The 17,599-nt window shown below is 60.9% G+C and carries 15 protein-coding genes; 8 read left to right on the top strand and 7 right to left on the bottom strand.

The window, feature by feature from the left end; translation table 11 throughout:
• Positions 1-10 precede the first annotated feature (10 nt).
• Complete coding sequence (locus FOY56_RS05780) at positions 11-385, top strand: DUF2147 domain-containing protein (RefSeq protein WP_281288803.1); 375 nt, start codon at positions 11-13, stop codon at positions 383-385.
• 7 nt (positions 386-392) lie between these two features.
• On the opposite strand, the gene hisH is transcribed toward FOY56_RS05780, so the two are convergent.
• Together hisH and hisB are read right to left on the bottom strand one after the other, a co-directional pair.
• On the bottom strand, positions 393-1,031 hold the full coding sequence (gene hisH, locus FOY56_RS05785) for an imidazole glycerol phosphate synthase subunit HisH (protein ID WP_146344868.1): 639 nt from the start codon (positions 1,029-1,031) through the stop codon (positions 393-395).
• 1 nt (position 1,032) lies between these two features.
• Positions 1,033-1,620 (bottom strand): imidazoleglycerol-phosphate dehydratase HisB, encoded by a 588-nt coding sequence (hisB, locus tag FOY56_RS05790; RefSeq protein ID WP_146345148.1) that lies wholly within the window; start codon positions 1,618-1,620, stop codon positions 1,033-1,035.
• Between the two features lie 167 nt (positions 1,621-1,787).
• On the opposite strand from hisB, the gene FOY56_RS05795 reads away from it, so the two are divergent.
• A complete protein-coding gene (locus tag FOY56_RS05795) occupies positions 1,788-2,027 on the top strand; it encodes an Lrp/AsnC family transcriptional regulator (protein ID WP_146344869.1) in 240 nt (79 codons plus the stop codon).
• Positions 2,028-2,235: 208 nt separating this feature from the next.
• Here FOY56_RS05795 and FOY56_RS05800 read toward each other — a convergent pair whose 3' ends face one another.
• On the bottom strand, positions 2,236-2,700 hold the full coding sequence (locus tag FOY56_RS05800) for an Lrp/AsnC family transcriptional regulator (protein ID WP_146344870.1): 465 nt from the start codon (positions 2,698-2,700) through the stop codon (positions 2,236-2,238).
• Positions 2,701-2,825: 125 nt separating this feature from the next.
• On the opposite strand from FOY56_RS05800, the gene putA reads away from it, so the two are divergent.
• Positions 2,826-6,233 carry a bifunctional proline dehydrogenase/L-glutamate gamma-semialdehyde dehydrogenase PutA gene (gene putA, locus FOY56_RS05805; protein WP_146344871.1) on the top strand — a complete coding sequence of 1,136 codons (3,408 nt, stop codon included), beginning with the start codon at positions 2,826-2,828 and terminating at the stop codon, positions 6,231-6,233.
• A 7-nt stretch (positions 6,234-6,240) separates the two neighbouring features.
• Here the strand turns inward: putA and FOY56_RS05810 are convergent, their stop codons facing one another.
• Positions 6,241-7,323 (bottom strand): alcohol dehydrogenase family protein, encoded by a 1,083-nt coding sequence (locus FOY56_RS05810; RefSeq protein WP_246139425.1) that lies wholly within the window; start codon positions 7,321-7,323, stop codon positions 6,241-6,243.
• 246 nt (positions 7,324-7,569) lie between these two features.
• Between FOY56_RS05810 and FOY56_RS05815 the strand changes: the two genes are divergently transcribed.
• A complete protein-coding gene (locus FOY56_RS05815) occupies positions 7,570-8,271 on the top strand; it encodes an SDR family oxidoreductase (protein ID WP_146344872.1) in 702 nt (233 codons plus the stop codon).
• Positions 8,272-8,280: 9 nt separating this feature from the next.
• On the opposite strand, the gene FOY56_RS05820 is transcribed toward FOY56_RS05815, so the two are convergent.
• Positions 8,281-10,530 carry a molybdopterin-dependent oxidoreductase gene (locus tag FOY56_RS05820; protein WP_186766250.1) on the bottom strand — a complete coding sequence of 750 codons (2,250 nt, stop codon included), beginning with the start codon at positions 10,528-10,530 and terminating at the stop codon, positions 8,281-8,283.
• A 246-nt stretch (positions 10,531-10,776) separates the two neighbouring features.
• On the opposite strand from FOY56_RS05820, the gene FOY56_RS05825 reads away from it, so the two are divergent.
• Complete coding sequence (locus tag FOY56_RS05825; RefSeq protein WP_146344873.1) at positions 10,777-11,340, top strand: 3-hydroxyanthranilate 3,4-dioxygenase; 564 nt, start codon at positions 10,777-10,779, stop codon at positions 11,338-11,340.
• A gap of 90 nt (positions 11,341-11,430) precedes the next feature.
• Complete coding sequence (gene kynU, locus FOY56_RS05830) at positions 11,431-12,627, top strand: kynureninase (protein ID WP_146344874.1); 1,197 nt, start codon at positions 11,431-11,433, stop codon at positions 12,625-12,627.
• 1 nt (position 12,628) lies between these two features.
• Here the strand turns inward: kynU and FOY56_RS05835 are convergent, their stop codons facing one another.
• Positions 12,629-13,582: a dihydrodipicolinate synthase family protein gene (locus tag FOY56_RS05835; protein ID WP_146344875.1), complete on the bottom strand. Its 954-nt coding sequence runs from the start codon at positions 13,580-13,582 to the stop codon at positions 12,629-12,631.
• Entirely contained in the window at positions 13,579-15,684 is a 2,106-nt protein-coding gene (locus tag FOY56_RS05840; protein WP_146344876.1) for a xanthine dehydrogenase family protein molybdopterin-binding subunit, read from the bottom strand. The genes FOY56_RS05835 and FOY56_RS05840 overlap by 4 nt, the downstream gene beginning before the upstream one ends.
• 169 nt (positions 15,685-15,853) lie before the next feature.
• On the opposite strand from FOY56_RS05840, the gene FOY56_RS05845 reads away from it, so the two are divergent.
• The gene (locus tag FOY56_RS05845) at positions 15,854-16,642 is read left to right on the top strand and encodes an aspartate dehydrogenase (protein WP_146344877.1); all 789 of its coding nucleotides are present in this window, start codon (positions 15,854-15,856) and stop codon (positions 16,640-16,642) included.
• A gap of 4 nt (positions 16,643-16,646) precedes the next feature.
• The gene (locus tag FOY56_RS05850) at positions 16,647-17,597 is read left to right on the top strand and encodes a LysR substrate-binding domain-containing protein (RefSeq protein ID WP_146344878.1); all 951 of its coding nucleotides are present in this window, start codon (positions 16,647-16,649) and stop codon (positions 17,595-17,597) included.
• The last annotated feature ends 2 nt before the right edge of the window (positions 17,598-17,599 follow it).

The raw sequence follows: 17,599 nt of genomic DNA on the forward strand, positions 1-17,599 counted from the left end.
TCTGACCGGGATTGCAGGTCCGGTTGCAGCTGATCCCCTTGAAGGAACCTGGAAAACCGGGATGGATACGGGCACCAGTGGACTGGCGTCATCCAAAGCCTATGTGCATGTGCACATCGCCCCGTGCGGGGCGGCGCTGTGCGGAAAGATGACGCGGGCCTTTGGGTTTAACGGCGAATACACATCCCCCAACATCGGTAAAACGATGTTGGTTGACTTTGTTCCGGATGGGAAAGGGGCATATGCAGGGACCCTCTGGCGCCCCAGCAACGGTAAAACCTATCCGGCGACGGTTCGCTTGAAGAAAAACGGAAAGCTTCAACTGAAAGCGTGTATTGAAGGCACGCCGCTTTGCCAGAAGCAAACGTGGAAGCGGGTGGACTAGGCCTGATCTAGGGCGCCCACTTCAGGAAGTTTCCAATCAGCCGGAGCCCGGTGCTTTGGCTTTTTTCGGGATGGAACTGCATCCCCAGCATTGTGCCTTTGCCGATGATCGCGGTGACGTCGCCGCCATAATCGACATGCGCCAGCCGGTCATCAGGGTTGATCACGTGGAACTGGTAGGAGTGCACGAAATAGGCGTGATCGCCGGTTTTCACTCCGTCGAACACCGGGTGATCATGGTCGATCACCAGATCATTCCAGCCCATGTGCGGGACTTTCATCGCAGGATCGTTCGGGATGATTTTGACAACCTCGCCATCGACCCAGTCAAGCCCTCGGGTGTCTTCGTACTCGCGCCCCCAGCTGGCCATCAGCTGCATGCCGACACAGATGCCCAGAAAGGGGCGACCGCGGGTTTCGACCGCTTCGACAAGCGCGTCGAACAGGCCGGAATGACCGCGCAACGCGGCTGAACAGGCCGGAAAGGCGCCGTCGCCGGGCAGGACCACCCGGTCGGCTTTCGCCACGACGTCCGCGTCGCCTGTGACCACAACGGTGCCACCATCCACCTCGCGGGCCATGCGTTGGAACGCTTTTTCAGCCGAATGCAGATTGCCGCTTTCGTAATCGATGATCGCTGTCAGCATCTCAGAGCGCGCCTTTGGTCGACGGGATCGCATCGGCTTTGCGCGGGTCGGTTTCGACCGCCAGCCTTAATGCGCGGGCGACGGCCTTGAAGGCGGCCTCGGCAATGTGGTGGCTGTTGAAGCCGTGGATCTGATCGACGTGCAGCGTGATGCCGCCATGAGTCGCGAAGGCCTGAAAGAATTCGCGCACCAGTTCGGTGTCGAACGCGCCGATCTTTTGGGTTGGCAGATCGACGTTCCAGATCAGGAACGGGCGGGCAGACAGGTCCAGTGCGCAACGCACCTGGGCGTCGTCCATCGGCAGATGACATTCGCCATAGCGCCGAATACCCTTTTTGTCGCCAAGGGCGGCCGTCAGCGCCTGACCCAGCGCAATGCCGGTGTCTTCGACGGTGTGGTGATCATCGATGTGATAATCACCGGTCGCACGAATCGTCATGTCGATCAGCGAGTGCCGGGCCAGTTGGTCCAGCATGTGATCAAAGAACCCGACACCGGTCCGGTTGTCATAGATCCCGGAGCCATCAAGGTTGATGGTTACCGAAATGTCGGTCTCTGCCGTCTTGCGGGTAATCTGGGCCTGTCGCATCTTGTCCGATCCTTTGTCGCCGCCCTTATAGGCGGGCACTGCGTCAAGGCCAAGCCGCTGTGCCGTTCGCATGCAGGCGCGTTGCAGATCTGCCCAGGCGGTTGCGGGATTGCGCGCCCGGTCCGGTTGTGACAGCCTGCGTGAAAAGACATCGGGAACCCCAAACAATGACCACCTGCGTGTTCGTCCAGATCCGCTGCAAACCCGGCACCACCTATAAGGTCGCCGAAGAGATTGCATTGCACGAAATTCATTCAGAACTCTATTCCACGAGTGGTGACTTCGACCTGTTGATGAAGTTGTACATTCCGGACGGAGAAGATGTTGGGAAGTACATCAACGACCATCTGCTGATCATCGACGGGATAGAGCGGTCTTTGACGACGATGACGTTCAAAGTCTTCTGAGCCGAGCGCTGTTCTAAGGTGCGCCTGCGGCGCATGCGATACTTTGGATGAGGGACGCTGTCCCTCAAACTCCCTTGGGTATTTTGGAACAAGAAAGAAGCATAGCCAATTTGCTGCTTCTTTCTTGTTTATAAAAACCCCGGGGGTGAATGGCCAAAGGCCAGAGGGGGCTGGCCCCCATTCTCTCTCTCTCGGCTTAGTGAAAGCGTCAAAGCGGCATGGCCGTGTCTTCGATCACGGCTTCCATCGCAACGAAACTTGACGTCGAGCTGACATGCGGCAGCGTCGACAGTGTTTCACCCATGATGCGTCTGTAATCCGAGATATCATGGGAGCGCACTTTCAACAGGTAATCAAACCCGCCTGCGATCATATAGCATTCTTCGATCTCGGGGATCTGGCGCACAGCCGCATTGAAAGCGGTCAGCGATTTTTCCCGCGTGTCGTCCAATCGGATCTGGACATAGGTGACATGGCTGAGACCAAGTTTCAGCGGCGACAGGATCGCCCGGTACCCGGTGATCAGGCCCGTGTCTTCCATTTGGCGGATGCGGGCGGCCACGGGTGTCTTTGACAAACCAACACGGCGCGCGAGTTCCGAGATCGCCACACGGGCGTTGCTGGTCAGTTCGGCGAGGATTTTTCGGTCGATATCATCAATTTGTACGCGCATGGCCTGAAGAACTCCAGAAATTTGGACGTTTGCACTATCAATTTGCCAAGTTTTGGGCGCACGGACCAGCCTTAGTTAGATAAAATGATCGAATGAGACCTCTGACATGATGGATACCGTGAGAAATGGCCACGCTTTCGTTTGACCGCTTTACGCCTGACGCCAAATTTGCGCCTGAGGGCGAGATCCTGAAGACGCTGGTGGCCGAGGCCGATCTGGACGCTGAGGTCAGAAAACGGATGTCGGCCCGTGCGGCGACGCTGGTTGCGCGGATAAGGACCGAGGCGAACCCCAGTCTGATGGAGCATTTTCTGGCCGAGTACGGGTTGTCGACCCGCGAGGGTGTGGCGCTGATGTGTCTGGCCGAGGCGATGTTACGGGTGCCGGATACGGACACCATTGATGCGTTGATCGAGGATAAGATTGCGCCATCAGACTGGGGGCGGCATCTGGGCGAAGCATCGTCGTCTTTGGTCAATGCGTCGACCTGGGCGCTGATGTTGACTGGCCGAGTGTTGGACGACACGCCGCCGGGAGTGGCCGGGTTGCTGCGCGGCGCGGTCAAGCGGCTGGGCGAGCCGGTGATCCGCGCGGCGGTGAGCCGGGCGATGAAAGAGATGGGACGCCAGTTTGTCTTGGGCGAAACCATTCGCAAGGCTATGGACCGGGCGGCGGGCATGGAAGCCAAGGGATATACCTATAGCTATGACATGCTGGGCGAGGCGGCGATGACGCGCGCTGACGCGGATCGGTATGCCAGATCGTATGCGGATGCGATTAAGGCGATTGCCAGGGGCTGTACCCACGGATCCGTAGAAGCGAACCCAGGGATTTCGATCAAGCTGTCGGCGCTGCACCCGCGCTATGAAGTGGCGCAGGAAGACCGGGTGATGGCCGAGATCGTCCCGGTGGTGCGTGATCTGGCGCGTCAGGCCAAGGCGTCGGGGATGGGGCTGAATGTTGATGCCGAGGAACAGGATCGTCTGGTGCTGTCGCTGAAGGTCATTGAGGCTGTTTTGTCTGACCCTGAGTTGGCCGGGTGGGACGGGTTTGGTGTTGTCGTACAGGCCTATGGCAAGCGGGCCGGGTTGGTCATTGACTGGCTGCATGGGCTGGCGACGCGATTGGATCGGCGGATCATGGTGCGGCTGGTCAAGGGCGCGTATTGGGACACCGAGATCAAGCTTGCTCAGGTCGAAGGGTTATCGGATTTCACGCTGTTCACGTCAAAGACGGCGACGGACGTCAGCTATATCGCCAATGCCAGAAAGCTGCTGGATTGTTCCGACCGGATTTATCCGCAGTTTGCCACGCATAATGCGCATACGGTTGCGGCCATTCTGGAGATCGCCGGGGGTCGTCGGTTTGAATTTCAGCGCTTGCATGGCATGGGGGAACGTCTGCACGACATCGTTCTGGCTGATACCAATGGCCGGTGCCGGATTTATGCGCCGGTGGGCGCGCATCGTGATCTGTTGGCGTATCTGGTCCGGCGGTTGCTGGAGAACGGGGCAAATTCATCCTTTGTGCATCAGATCGTCGATGAAAGCGTATCGCCAGAGGAAGTTGCACAAGATCCGTTTGATGCGCTTGCCACGGCTTCGGCGCCATCGGGGTTGCATGCGCCTGCTGCGATCTTCGGGGCGGGGCGTGTTAATTCGAAAGGTTTCGATCTGAGCGATGAAGCCACGCTTGTTCAGATCGATATGGCCCGGGATGTGGCATTGCCGGATGCGGCCCCGATCACGGTAAGCCCTGCCAGCGGCAAGACAGGTCCGGTTCGCAACCCCGCGACGGGTGCAATCGTCGGACATGTGACCGAGGCCGATGCCGACACCGCGCGCCAAGCGATTGGCGACGCGCAGGTTTGGGGAGCCGATGTTGGCGACCGGGCAGCAGTGTTGCGTCGGGCGGCGGATCTGTATGAAGCGAACTTTGGCGTGATCTTTGCAGCCCTTGCGCGTGAAGCGGGCAAGACGTTGCCGGATGCGGTGGGGGAACTTCGCGAGGCCGTCGATTTCCTGCGCTATTATGCGGATGAGGCCGAGCGGTCGAAACCTCAGCCGCGCGGCACGTTTGTGGCGATTTCGCCATGGAACTTTCCGCTGGCGATTTTTACTGGCCAGATCGCGGCGACACTGGCCGCGGGAAATGCTGTGCTTGCCAAACCGGCCGAGCAGACTCCGATCATTTCGGCCATTGCTGTCAGGTTGTTGCATGAGGCCGGTGTGCCGGTGTCGGCGTTGCAATTGCTGACCGGTCGGGGCGGCACGGTGGGTGCGGCGCTGACGTCGGATGCGCGGGTGTCGGGTGTTGTGTTCACGGGATCGACCGAGACGGCGCTGGTCATCCGGCGGGCCATGGCAGATCACATGTCGCCCTCGGCTCCGCTGATTGCGGAAACTGGCGGGCTGAATGCGATGATCGTGGATTCGACAGCGCTGCCGGAACAGGCGGTGCGCGATATCGTGGCCTCGGCTTTCCAGTCGGCGGGGCAACGGTGTTCGGCTTTGCGGTGCCTGTATGTGCAGGAGGATGTTGCGCCGCATTTGATCGATATGATCCGGGGGGCGATGGATGAGCTGTCTGTGGGGGACCCGTGGCGTTTGTCCACTGATGTGGGCCCGGTCATCGACGGGGACGCGCGGGCGGGGATTGCCGGATACATTGAAACTGCGCGGGCGCGCAGGAAGATCCTGCATCAGGTGGCAGCGCCTGATGCTGGGACGTTCATTGCGCCGACCCTGATCGCGGTGCCGGGGATCGAAGCGCTGGAACGCGAGGTGTTTGGGCCGGTTTTGCATGTTGCGACGTTCAGGGGCACCGAGATCGACAAGGTCATCGGGGCGGTGAATGCGACGGGCTTTGGTCTGACCTTTGGTCTGCACACGCGGATTGACAACCGCGTGCAAGAGATTGCCGACGGTATCCATGCAGGCAACATCTATGTGAACCGCAACCAGATTGGCGCGGTGGTGGGCAGTCAGCCGTTTGGCGGAGAAGGGTTGTCGGGCACAGGTCCCAAGGCGGGCGGGCCGCTGTATCTGAGCCGGTTTGCGGCTTCACAACCGGGGGGGGCGGCCGGGGCGTGGCAAGAGCGATGCGATCTGGCCGGGCTTGAGGCGCGGATTGCGCAGGTGTCACTTCCGGGTCGGCTGTCGCAGATCGAATTGCCGGGCCCGACAGGCGAGGCAAACACTCTGACCACTCTGGCCCGGGGTCCGATCCTGTGCATGGGGCCGGGCGACGCGGCGATGCGCGCTCAGATCGCACAAGTCCAGGCGCTGGGCGGTGTTGCGATTGGTGTCGAAGGCCGGCTTCGCCCGGCGGCGCTGTCGGATCTTAAGGGGATCAAGGGAGCCATCTGGTGGGGGGATGATGCAAGGCCCTATGCGCAGGCGCTGGCGGCCCGCTCAGGGGCCATTCTGCCCCTGATTGCCGATATGCCGGATCTGGGGCATGTGGCGCATGAGCGGCACCTGTGTATCGATACGACAGCAGCGGGTGGGAATGCGAAACTGCTGGCGGGCTGATATGGCGTCACGGCACAACGACGATGTTTCCCGTATGCTGTTTGGCGATAAAGCTGGCCTGCGCGGCGTGAAGCTCGCTTAGCGGATAGGTGGCTGCCAGCGCCGGCTTGATCTCGCCTGCCTCGATATAGCGGACAAGGTTTTGCATCACCTCGGGGTCGATGACGGTCGAGCCGGTGAAGGTCAGGTCGCGCAGATAAAACGTGCGCAGGTCGAAGTTGACCATTGGTCCGGCAATCGCACCCGAACAGGTATAGCGCCCGCCACGTTCGAGGCTGTCGATCAGGTTAGGCCAGTCGTCGCCGCCCACCACATCGGCGACAACGGTGATTTTCTCATCCCCCAGTGCCTTGCGCAGATCTTCGGGCGCGCGAGGCAGGATACGGTCGGGACCAAGTTTGGCAACGTCCGGGTGCTTTGCCTCGGACGCCAGCGCGATCACCCGTGCGCCACGGCGTTTGGCCAGTTGCACGAGGGCGCCGCCGACGCCGCCCGATGCGCCGGGCACCAGAACCGTATCGGCGGCTGTTACGCGGGCGCGGGTCAGCATGCCTTCGGCGGTGGAATACGAGCAGGAAAACGTGGCGAGTTCAGCATCCGAGAAGTCCGAGACCACCGGAACCGCGTTTTGCGCGGGCAGGGTGGTGAATTGTGCAAACCCGCCATCGCGTTCGGATCCGTAATACCCGGTCTTGTCCTTGTTCTGGGGATCGTCCGGGTCGCGCAGCCAGTTATCGGAAATGATCCGCTCTCCGATTCGTTTGGCATCGACGCCGGGACCAACAGCGACGATTTCACCGCAGACATCCGCGCCTTGAATGCGCGGGAAGGTCAGCGGCTTGCCGCCCCATGTCGGGTCTTCTTCACCGACGCCCTCAAAGGCCTCTCCGGTGGTGCGGTCGGTGACGGTTTTCGAATACCAGCCGGTGCGCGTGTTGACGTCGGTGTTGTTCAGCCCGCAGGCAAGAACACGCACCAGAACCTCACCTGCGGCAGGGTCGGGACGGGGCCAGTTTTCATGGAGCACGATCTGGTCAAGGTCTCCGTGGCCCATCGTGACCATGGCGCGCATTGTTGACGGGAGGGACATAGGGCGGTCTCCGGTTGGCTGGTGATCTGCAAGGGTCGCAATCTGCGTCCATACACAGGCAAGGCTGGGCCATCGTCAAGGTCTTGTGCGGCAAGCTTGCTGGTTGGACCCCGGGGGTTTGTGGGAGGAGGCCCAGGGTGGCAGGTTCGGAGTAACTTTACAATCTCTGTGCCCGGCCCCATCGTGATCGGACCGGGACAAGCCGGATCTTGACTTAACAAGTCGAACACAAGGGGAGATGACATCATGACGGACAAGGTTTGCCTGATCATCGGCGGTGGCCGTGGCATGGGGGCTGCGACAGCGCGGGAGATGCATGGGCGTGGCTACAAGCTGGCCCTGATGTCGCCTTCGGAAAGCTGTGAGGCCCTTGCGGCGGAACTGGGCAGTGTCGCCCATCGTGGTGTGGCCGAGAATGGTGATGACGTTCAGGCGGTGTTCGATCTGACGATGAAGACCTATGGGCGCATCGATGCGGTGCTGATCCATGTCGGCGGTCCGCCCAAGGGCGATCTGCTGGAGATATCAGAAGACGATTGGGACAAGGCCAACGCGATGGTGGTGAAGCCGGTGATCCGTGTGGCCAAGCTGGTCACACCGGTGATGGAGGCGCAGGGGGGCGGGTCGATCGTCAACATCACGACCTTCTCGGCGTTTGAACCGTCGCTGACATTCCCGACGTCCAGCGTCTATCGTGTCGCGGTGTCCTCGTTTACCAAGCTGTTCTCGGATCGTTACGGTCCGGCCAACATCCGCATGAACTGCCTGTTGCCGGGCTTTACCGACAGTCTGGACCTGCCGCAGAAGTTCGCTGACATGTCTGCGCTGGGCCGTCTTGCCCGGGCCGAGGAACAGGCCAAGGCGGCGGCGTTTTTGCTGACGGATGATTCCAGCTTTATCACCGGGCAAAGCCTGCGCGCTGATGGCGGTGTGACACGGGCTATGTGACGGGCGGCGTTACTCAAGCCTGGCCACATTCACCAGCGCCGTGTGGGCGCTGCACCCCTGACCCAGCCGGGACGTGCCGACATCCAGCGTCAGAACGTTCGGGTTGCCGTCAGGGTCGATATTGTCGCCGGTGGCACCATACCATGCGCCTGTGGGCAGGGCGACGACTCCGGTCAGGATGTCATCCGTCACAAGGGCGCGGGCCCGGACGGCTCCACGGGTGTTGAAGACGCGCACCAGATCGCCCGAGGCGATGCCGCGCGCGGCCGCGTCGGTGGGGTTGATCACAAGCGATTCCGGCCGCGCGCCTTCGACATCGGCAAGCGCGCATTCCAGTTGGCTGTGCAGCTTGTCGCCGGGTTGGGGCGAGGTCAGGTGCAAAGGCGTGTCGGGTGTGGCGGTTCCCTTCCATTCCTGCGGCGGCAGCCAGACCGGGTGGCCGGGACAGTCGGGATAGCCAAAGCTGTCGATGGTTTCCGAGAAAATCTCGATCCGGCCTGAGGGCGTGGTCAGAGGTTTGCCTTCGGGATCTGCGCGGAAGTCGCGCAGGAACAGATTTTTTGGGGTGTCGGATTTGACCGGCAACTGCACCCAGTTCTGTACGCGCAATGCGTCGAAATCGGGAACGTCGATGCCCATCGCAACGCCGCGATCCCGGTATCCGTCATACAGATGGCGCAACCAGCCTTCGGCGTCGCGCCCTTCGGTAAACGTGTCACCGATGCCCATGCGCTGGGCGAGGCCGCTGAAGATGTCATAGTCATTGCGCGCCTCGCCGACCGGCGGGATCAGCTGTGGCATGTTGAACAGGTAGTCATCCAGATCCGAGCGTCCGATATCCTCGCGTTCGTACGGCGTCGTGGCCGGGAACACGATATCGGCGCGCTGGGCGGTGGCGGTCCACCAGGGTTCGTTGACGATGATGGTTTCGGGGCGTTTGAACGCCGCGTCCAGCCGGCCCAGATCCTGATGGTGGTGAAACGGGTTGCCACCGGCCCAATAGACCAGCCGGATATCGGCATAGGGTTCGCGGCGACCGTTGAAGTCATACTCCATCCCAGGGTTCAGCAGCATGTCGGAAATGCGGGCCACCGGGATCATCTTTTTCACCGGGTTGCGGCCCTGATCGAAGGTCACGCCGCCCAGCGGTTTCATCGGCTTTCCGACCCCGCCGATGGCGCCATAGCCATATCCGACACCGCCGCCCGGTAGGCCGATCTGGCCCAGCATCGCGGCCAGAACGGCGGACATCCAATAGGGTTGTTCGCCATGTTCGGCGCGCTGGATCGACCAGGACACCGTGATCAGCGTCCGGGTCGAGGCCATGCGGCGGGCAAGAGCTGTGATCTCTTCCGCAGGAACGCCGCAAAGCGGGCTGGCCCAGTCGGGTGATTTTGGCTGGCCGTCGGCGTCGCCCATCAGGTAGGGGCGGAAGCGGTCAAAGCCGGTGGTGTAGCGGTTCAGAAACGCGTGATCAGTCAGCCCTTCGGTTTCCAGCACATAGGCCAGCGCCAGCATCAGCGCCGTGTCCGAAGCTGGCGTCACGGGAAGCCATTCGCAGGTCGGGGAGGCGTCGGTTTTCTGGGGGCCGATGTTGATACAGCGCATGCCTTTGCTGTGGAACCGGTCAAACCATGTTGCGGTCTGGTGTTCGGTGATGCCGCCCATGCTGACCATCGAGTTCTTGGGGTTGATCCCGCCGAACATGATCAGCGTTTCGGTATTGTCGTGGATGGTCTGCCAGCCGTCCTGCGCGGTATATACATAGGACAGAAACGGTTCGCCAAAAACATGTGGCATGATCGATTGCGCGCAACCGGTCGAATAGCTGCCGAAGGACGCGACATAGCCGCCGATCTGGTTCAGGAACCGGTGCACCTGGCTTTGTGCATGGTGAAACCGACCGGCTGAGGCCCAGCCATAAGATCCGCCAAAGATCGCTTCGTTGCCGTGGGTCTTGCAGATACGGTCGATTTCGGCGGCGGCGATGTCCAGTGCTTCGTCCCAGGGCAGTTCGACGAAGTCATCTGTTCCACGACCGTCGCGGTCGCGGTTTTCCAGCCAGCCGCGCCGGATGGCGGGCCGGGCGACCCGGTTCTTGTGGTGCACCGCCTGGGGCAGGATATCGGGCAGGGTGGTCGGTTCGGGATCATGGGCAAAGGGGCGGGTCTTGATGATGCGGTCGCCTTCGGTCACAACCTCAAACGCGCCCCAATGGCTGGTGGTCACCCGGATCTGGCGGTCTGTGTGGTCGTGCATGATCGTCCCCTGCATCACTGAGTCGGCCGCGGTGGCACCCGGCCCGACCGCAGCAGTGTTACCCGTTGCATCCCGATTGTCATCACTTGTCGAAAGGGCATTTGCGTTACCAGACAGGCGGATCTGGCGGATTGGGTATTCGTTGTGTCGATAGCAGATTGCGAAGTTTCGGCTTTTCTTTTGGGCAGTGTCACGTCACCCTTTGCGGGAACTCATCTGTCCTGCAACTTGTCTGTCGAGGAAGCCATGTCTGAACATCCGACGTTGAAGCCGTTCAATTTCAAGAAATGGGTGGAAGACAACGCCGACAAGCTGCGTCCTCCGGTGGGGAACCAGTTGCTCCACAAGGAAGGCGACATGATCGTCATGGTGGTTGGCGGGCCCAATACGCGGATGGATTTCCACGATGATCCGGTCGAGGAATGGTTCTTTCAGCAGAAGGGCGACATGATGCTGAAGATCGCGGACGGCGGTAAAATCTATGATGTGCCGGTGCGCGAAGGCGAAGTGTTTCTGTTGCCGCCCCACGTGCGTCACGCCCCGCAAAGGCCGCAGGAAGGGTCGATTGGCATCGTGGTGGAAGCGCCGCGCCAGCCGGGCATGAAAGAAGGCTTTGAGTGGTACTGCTTTGACTGTGAAGGTCTGGTGCATCGGGCCGAGGTCAGTCTTGACGGGGCCGAGGGGATCGTTTCGCAACTGCCAAAGATCTATGACGCGTTTCACGCGGATATCGAAGCCCGGACCTGCCCGAACTGCGGGACAGTGCATCCCGGCAAGGGGCAGGCGCCCGAGGGCTGGGTTCAACTCTGACCGCGATTCCGGTAGGGTCCGTTTCGAGAGACACCACATCAGACCGTCCTGTCCAAAGGGCGGTTTCTTTTCATGCAAAATGAGGCCGGGATGACCGACTTTTCCAAGACCCGCGGGATGTTCGATATCCCGGACGGGATGATCTATCTGAACGGCAACTCGCTGGGGCCAATGCCAAAGGCCGCGCCCGAGGCGATCAACCGGTTCCTGAATGACGAATGGAAGACCGAACTGATCAAGGGGTGGAACACCTGCAACTGGTTCATGCAGACCAATTCGCTTGGCGACCGGGTCGGGCGGCTGATCGGGGCCGCGCCGGGCACGACCGTGGTTGGCGATACCCTGTCGATCAAGGTGTTTCAGGCGGTGGCTGCCGGGCTGGCGCTGGTGCCGGATCGCAAGGTGATCTTGTCGGACAACGGCAATTTCCCGACCGATCTTTACATGGTCGAAGGGTTGATGAAGCTGAAGGATGACGGGTATGACCTGCGTCTCCCAGACCCCGAGGATGTGATGGCGGGCATCACGGATGAGGTCGCGGTGGTTATGCTGACCGAGGTCGATTACCGCACGGGGCGCAAGCACGACATGAAGGCGATCATCGATAAGGCGCATGCGGTCGGGGCCATTGTTGTCTGGGATCTGGCGCATTCGGCAGGCGCGATCCCGGTGGATGTGGCCGGGTGTGACGCGGATTTCGCGATTGGCTGTACCTATAAGTACCTGAATGGCGGCCCCGGAGCGCCTGCGTTCATCTATGTTGCGCCGCGTCTGTTGGAGACGGTCGAACCGGTTCTGTCGGGCTGGTATGGGCACGCGGCGCCGTTTGCCTTTGATACCGATTACCGCCCGATGCCGGGCAAGATTGAACGGATGCGGATCGGGACACCGTCGGTTGCGGCGTTTTCATTGCTGAGCGCGGCTTTGGATGTCTGGGATGGGGTCGACATGGACGAACTGCGCGCCCGGTCGGTGGAATTGTCCGAGTTGTTCATCGCCGAGGTCGAGCGGCGCTGTCCGGGCGTGCGTTTTGCCGGTCCGCGCGCGGCGAGTGAACGGGGCAGCCATGTGTCGTTCCGGTTCGAACATGGCTATCCCTGCATGCAGGCGTTGATCGCGCGTGACGTGATCGGCGACTTCCGCGCGCCCGATATCATGCGGTTCGGCATCACGCCGTTGTTCATCGGTGAAGCCGACATCATGGCGGCGGTTGATGCGCTGGAAGACATTCTGACCAATGAGACGTGGAAAGAGGCGCGGTTTCAGAACCGCGCCGCCGTCACCTAGGTTACAGTTTCAAACCGCAGCTTTCAAAGGCCGCCCGCGTGGCGGCCTTTTCGCTGTCGGTCAGTTCCAGCATCGGGTGACGGACGCGGCCACCGACCTGACCCAACAGATCCTGCCAGTATTTGCCATGCGCCGTGGGTTTGCCGCCGGGCTTGGTGGATTTGATCGCCTCGCGCACCGGGGTCAGGCTGTCGCGGACACGGCGGGCGGCGTCGAATTTTCCGGCAAAAGCCAGTTCGGTGTATTCGTTCATGCGCTGGTCGTTTGTGGTCTGCAATTGGTAAGGCGGCGAAGAACAGAGGTAGAGCTGCCAACCCAGCTCTTCGATGTTATCCAGCCAGTCATCTTCGGCCGAGGTGGAGACCTGGATCTTGTCACCGACCAGATGGGTCAGACGGACATACATCTCGCGCGGGACCGAGTATTTGATTGCAACAATGTTGGGCAGGTCGGCAATGCGGGCGCAGGTGTCAGGTTGCATGAGATACCCGCTGTCAGGATGGCTCCACATCGCGATACCGATATCAAGTCTGTCGCACAGGTAGCTGTAATAATTATACAAAACCTCGTCCCGGTCATGGCAGAAGCTGAGCATGGGCGCGTGCACGACAACGTAATCCGCACCGCAGGCCTGCGCGTGCAGACCAAGCTCAAGCACGGTATTCGCGTTCTGATCCGAGATCGACATGATCGTGCCCGCCTTGTCGCCGCATTCCTGCGCGGCAAGGGTCATGTTGCGTTTGCGTTCGTCCAGCGACATTGACCAGAATTCGCCCTGCTTGCCGGCGATGAACAGGCCCTGAATGCCCAGATCGTCGATCCAGTGGCGGATGTTGCTGCGCAAACCGGCTTCATCCAGCGATCCGTTGTCTGCGAAAGGGTTCAGCGCCGCTGCCCAGATGCCGCGCATGTGGTCGCGGGCGTATTCCTTGGCTTGGGATTTGGTGTATTTCATTGGTCTGTTCCCTGTTCATGTCCCGGTTCGGCGGTGCGGATTGCGCGCCAGAGCGTTTCGCTGGTGAGTGGCATTTGCAAGTCGGTCACGCCCAAGGGGCTGAGGGCGTCGATGGCGGCATTCAGGATCGCGGCAGGCGCGCCAATTGTGCCAGCTTCGCCAACACCCTTGGCCCCCAAAATGTTGGTCGGGCTTGGTATTTCAAAGCTGTGCAGTGCGGTCGGGGCCATATCTGTGGCGCGGGGCATGGCGTAATCCATGAACGACCCGGTCAGCAACTGGCCGTCCGCGTCATAAACCACGTTTTCCAGCATCGCCTCACCGATCCCTTGCGCGATACCGCCAAGGATCTGGCCCTTGACCAGTTGCGGGTTCACGATGGTTCCGGTGTCATCCACACAGATGATCCGCTCCAAGGTTGGCACACCGGTGTCGCGGTCGATGGACAGGGTGACAAGATAGGCCCCATACCCCCAGGCCTGACCGGTGTTTTCGTAACAAACACTAGCGGTTATCGGCAAACCTTCACCTTTTGCGCGGCGTTTGGCGATGTCCGTGCAGGCTGCCAGCACCGCACTGCCGCCGATGGGGGTAGAACGGCTGGCCAAAGCGCCGATGCCTTCGGGCGCGGTTGCCGTATCGCCAAACCGGACGGCGACCTGATTCATGTCAACATCCAGGGCATCGGCGGCGATCTGGGCAAAGGCGGTTTCGCGCCCGTGCCCTTGCGAAGAACTGCCGCTGGCAACTGTCACAGCGCCTGTTTCGTGCAGCGTGACAGTCGCGCTTTCCCAGCCGCTGCCGGACGGTTCGACATAAAAGGCAATGCCAAGACCCGCCAGCTCACCTGCGGCCTGTCGCCGGTCACGTTCAGCTGTTTGCGCGGCATAGTCAGCCTTGTCCCGCAGCAGGGTCAGCGCCCGGGCATAATCGCCTGAATCCAAAGTGTTGCCAGTGGCCGTGTCATGCGGCAGATCGGTGGCGCTGTGCAAGTTGGCGCACCGGAACGCGACGGGATCCTGCGCCACTGCCCGGGCGGCTTTGTCCACCAGCCGTTCCATCAGGCAATTGGCTTCTGGGCGGCCTGCGCCGCGGTAAATTCCGGTTGGGGCATGATTTGTCTGAATGGCTCTGGTCGAGATCTCCAAAGACGCAACGCGATAGCCGGATGGTAAAACCCGTGCTGCGTTCCAGGCAGTGACCAGCCCACTATTGGGGACCCAGGCCCCCAGCGGGGCGTGTATATCCGCTTTCAGGGCAAGAATGGCCCCGGTGTTATCGACTGCCAGGGTTCCATGGCTGACAACGCCCCGACCATGTGTGGCCGACAGGAACTCTTCGGAACGAGAGGCCGTCCATTTCACGTCCCGTTTGTGCCGGAACGCCGCCCAGACCGCAAATACGTCTTCTGGGTACAGCGACGCTTTCATACCGAAGGCCCCGCCGACATGGGGCGCGATCACCCGGATACGATCTGCGTTGACGTTCAGGATCGCGGCCAGCTCGGACCGGGTCCGGTGGGGAGTCTGGGTCGAATGCCACACCGTGACTGTATCTGTGTCCGGGGCATAGGCCACCGCGATGGCGCGCGGCTCCATGGGCGAGGGGGCCAGACGGGGATGGCGGATCGAACAGGTGACCACATGTGCAGCCGTGGCGATTGCGGTGTCAAAATCGCCGGTGCTCCAGCATTGGCTGGCGACCAGAACGTCGCGTGCGGTTTGATCATCGATGCTAAGGTCGACCAGATCGGCGCCATCCTGTGCCAGATCCCGCGTGTCGGCCAGAACCGCTGCAACCGGCTGACCTGTCGCGCGTATCGTCTTGTGGGCCAGAACCGGGAAGTCGGGCACGGTATCGACCGGGATGACCGGGTTCACCGACAAGTTTCCCAGATGCGCGACGTCGACGCCTGTGTGCACCGCCACGACACCGGGCTGGTGCTGCGCATCGGTGCAATCGACATGGCTGATGTCACCGGTCGCCACGGGGCTGCGGACAAAGCAGATGTGCAAGGGATCGGTTAGGGCGACATCATCGGTAAAACAGCCCTTGCCTGTGACAAGAACCCGGTCTTCCCGCTTGGCAGGGGATGTCCCCATGTGACCCTGTTTCCGTCGCACCACTGATGACCTGCCTGACGCCTGCACTGCCGTTACATGATCAAGGTTTGAGTTGAAATCCAACCCGAAACACCGCATCCAGATATAACACAGGGGAATACCAGTGGCGGTTTTGGTTGTTGATACCTTGGCTCAAGGGGGGGAGCGTATGAAATTTGGTCTGATCGGAAATGGTGCTATCGCGACGTATGTGCGGCACGGGTTGGAACAGCGAGGGCATCAGTTGGGCGCGCTTCTTCTAAGGCCCGAAAGAGTGGCCGAACCTGATGCTGAGCAATCGGTGCCGCGTGTGGCGGCCATATCCGACCTGCCGGCGGATCTTGATCTGATGATCGACTGCGCGGGTCATGTCGCATTGCGCGATCACGGGCCCGGTCTTTTGCGATCTGGTCGGGATCTGGTCACCGTTTCGATTGGGGCAATGGCGGATCAGCAGGTGGCAGACGAATTGCTTCAGGCCGCAGGTGAGGGCGGGGCAACTCTGCATCTGGCTAGCGGAGCGATTGGCGGTCTGGATGTTTTGCGGGCGGCGAATGCCGGAACCCTGACGTCTGTTCGCTATGTCGGGCGCAAACCACCCAAGGGGTGGGTCGGATCGCGGGCTGAAGATCTGCTTGATCTGGCTGCCATCACGGATCGGCCCGAGACGCATTTCACCGGATCCGCGCGGCAGGCCGCGTTGGCGTATCCCAAAAACGCCAATGTCGCCGCTGCGGTGGCTTTGGCCGGGATCGGGTTTGACAGAACGCAGGTGGAATTGATCGCGGATCCCGGGGTGTCTGCGAATATCCATGAGGTTCAGGCGACGGGTGATTTTGGCAGGTTTGACATTCGCATCGCCGGGCAGGCGCTGCCGGGAAACCCGCGCAGTTCGGCGCTGGCTGCGATGAGTGTTATCAGCACGGTTGAACAGATCGTCAGCCCGATGCGGTTCTAGCGCCGTGACTGTCCCGTCCAGACATACGCGTATCATCGACCGGGTCATCACGCGGCTGAAGTTCAAGCAGCTTCGGTTGCTGGTGGCGGTAGGCGATCACGGAAATATCCAGAACGCGGCGCGTGAGATGAACGTGTCGCAACCGGCGGCGACCAAGATGATCAAGGATCTTGAGCTTGATTTCGAGGTTCAGTTGTTTGAACGCACCAATCGCGGCGTGATCCCGACGGCGTTTGGTGACGCGCTGATCCGGCATGGCAAACTGATCTTTGCCCAAGTGTCGAATGCAGCACAGGAACTGGACGATCTGGTCGAGGGCAACAGCGGGCGGGTGGTGATTGGCACATTGCTGGCTGCGTCATCCCGGTTGCTGCCGATGGCCATTGAACGTGTACTGACAGACCGGCCCCGGATTGCGATCAAGGTTGTCGAAGGCACCAACGACGTGCTGATGCCGGATCTGCACGCAGGCGACATCGACCTTGTGGTCGGGCGGCTCTCGACGCATCGGCATCGCAGCAATCTTGTGCAGGAAAAGCTGTTTGACGAACGCATTGTTGCGGTTGTCGGACCGGATCATCCGCTGGTTGGTGTCTTGGATGTCTCGTTTCAGATGCTGCAGCCTTTTGGCTGGATTTTACCTCCAACCGAAACCAGCCTGCGCCGTGAGATTGACCGGTTCTTTCTGGCGCAGGACCAATACGTGCCGCCATCAGCCCTGGAATCCGTGTCTTATCTGACCAACAGGCGTCTTCTGCAATCGCGGAACTTTATCGGGGTGATGCCTGCGCATGTGGCGGCGCAGGATATCTCTGGCGGGGCCTTGCAGCGGCTTGACTGGTCGGTGCCCTTTGGCGAGGGGCCCGTTGGCGTTTCGTATCGCCAACAGGGTCAATTGTCGCCTGCAGGACTGGCGGTTTTGCAAGCGTTGCGAGACACGTCGAAGGTGATGTAACG

This window comes from Falsiphaeobacter marinintestinus (assembly GCF_007923355.1).
GTDB classification, from domain to species: Bacteria; Pseudomonadota; Alphaproteobacteria; order Rhodobacterales; family Rhodobacteraceae; genus Phaeobacter_A; species Phaeobacter_A marinintestinus.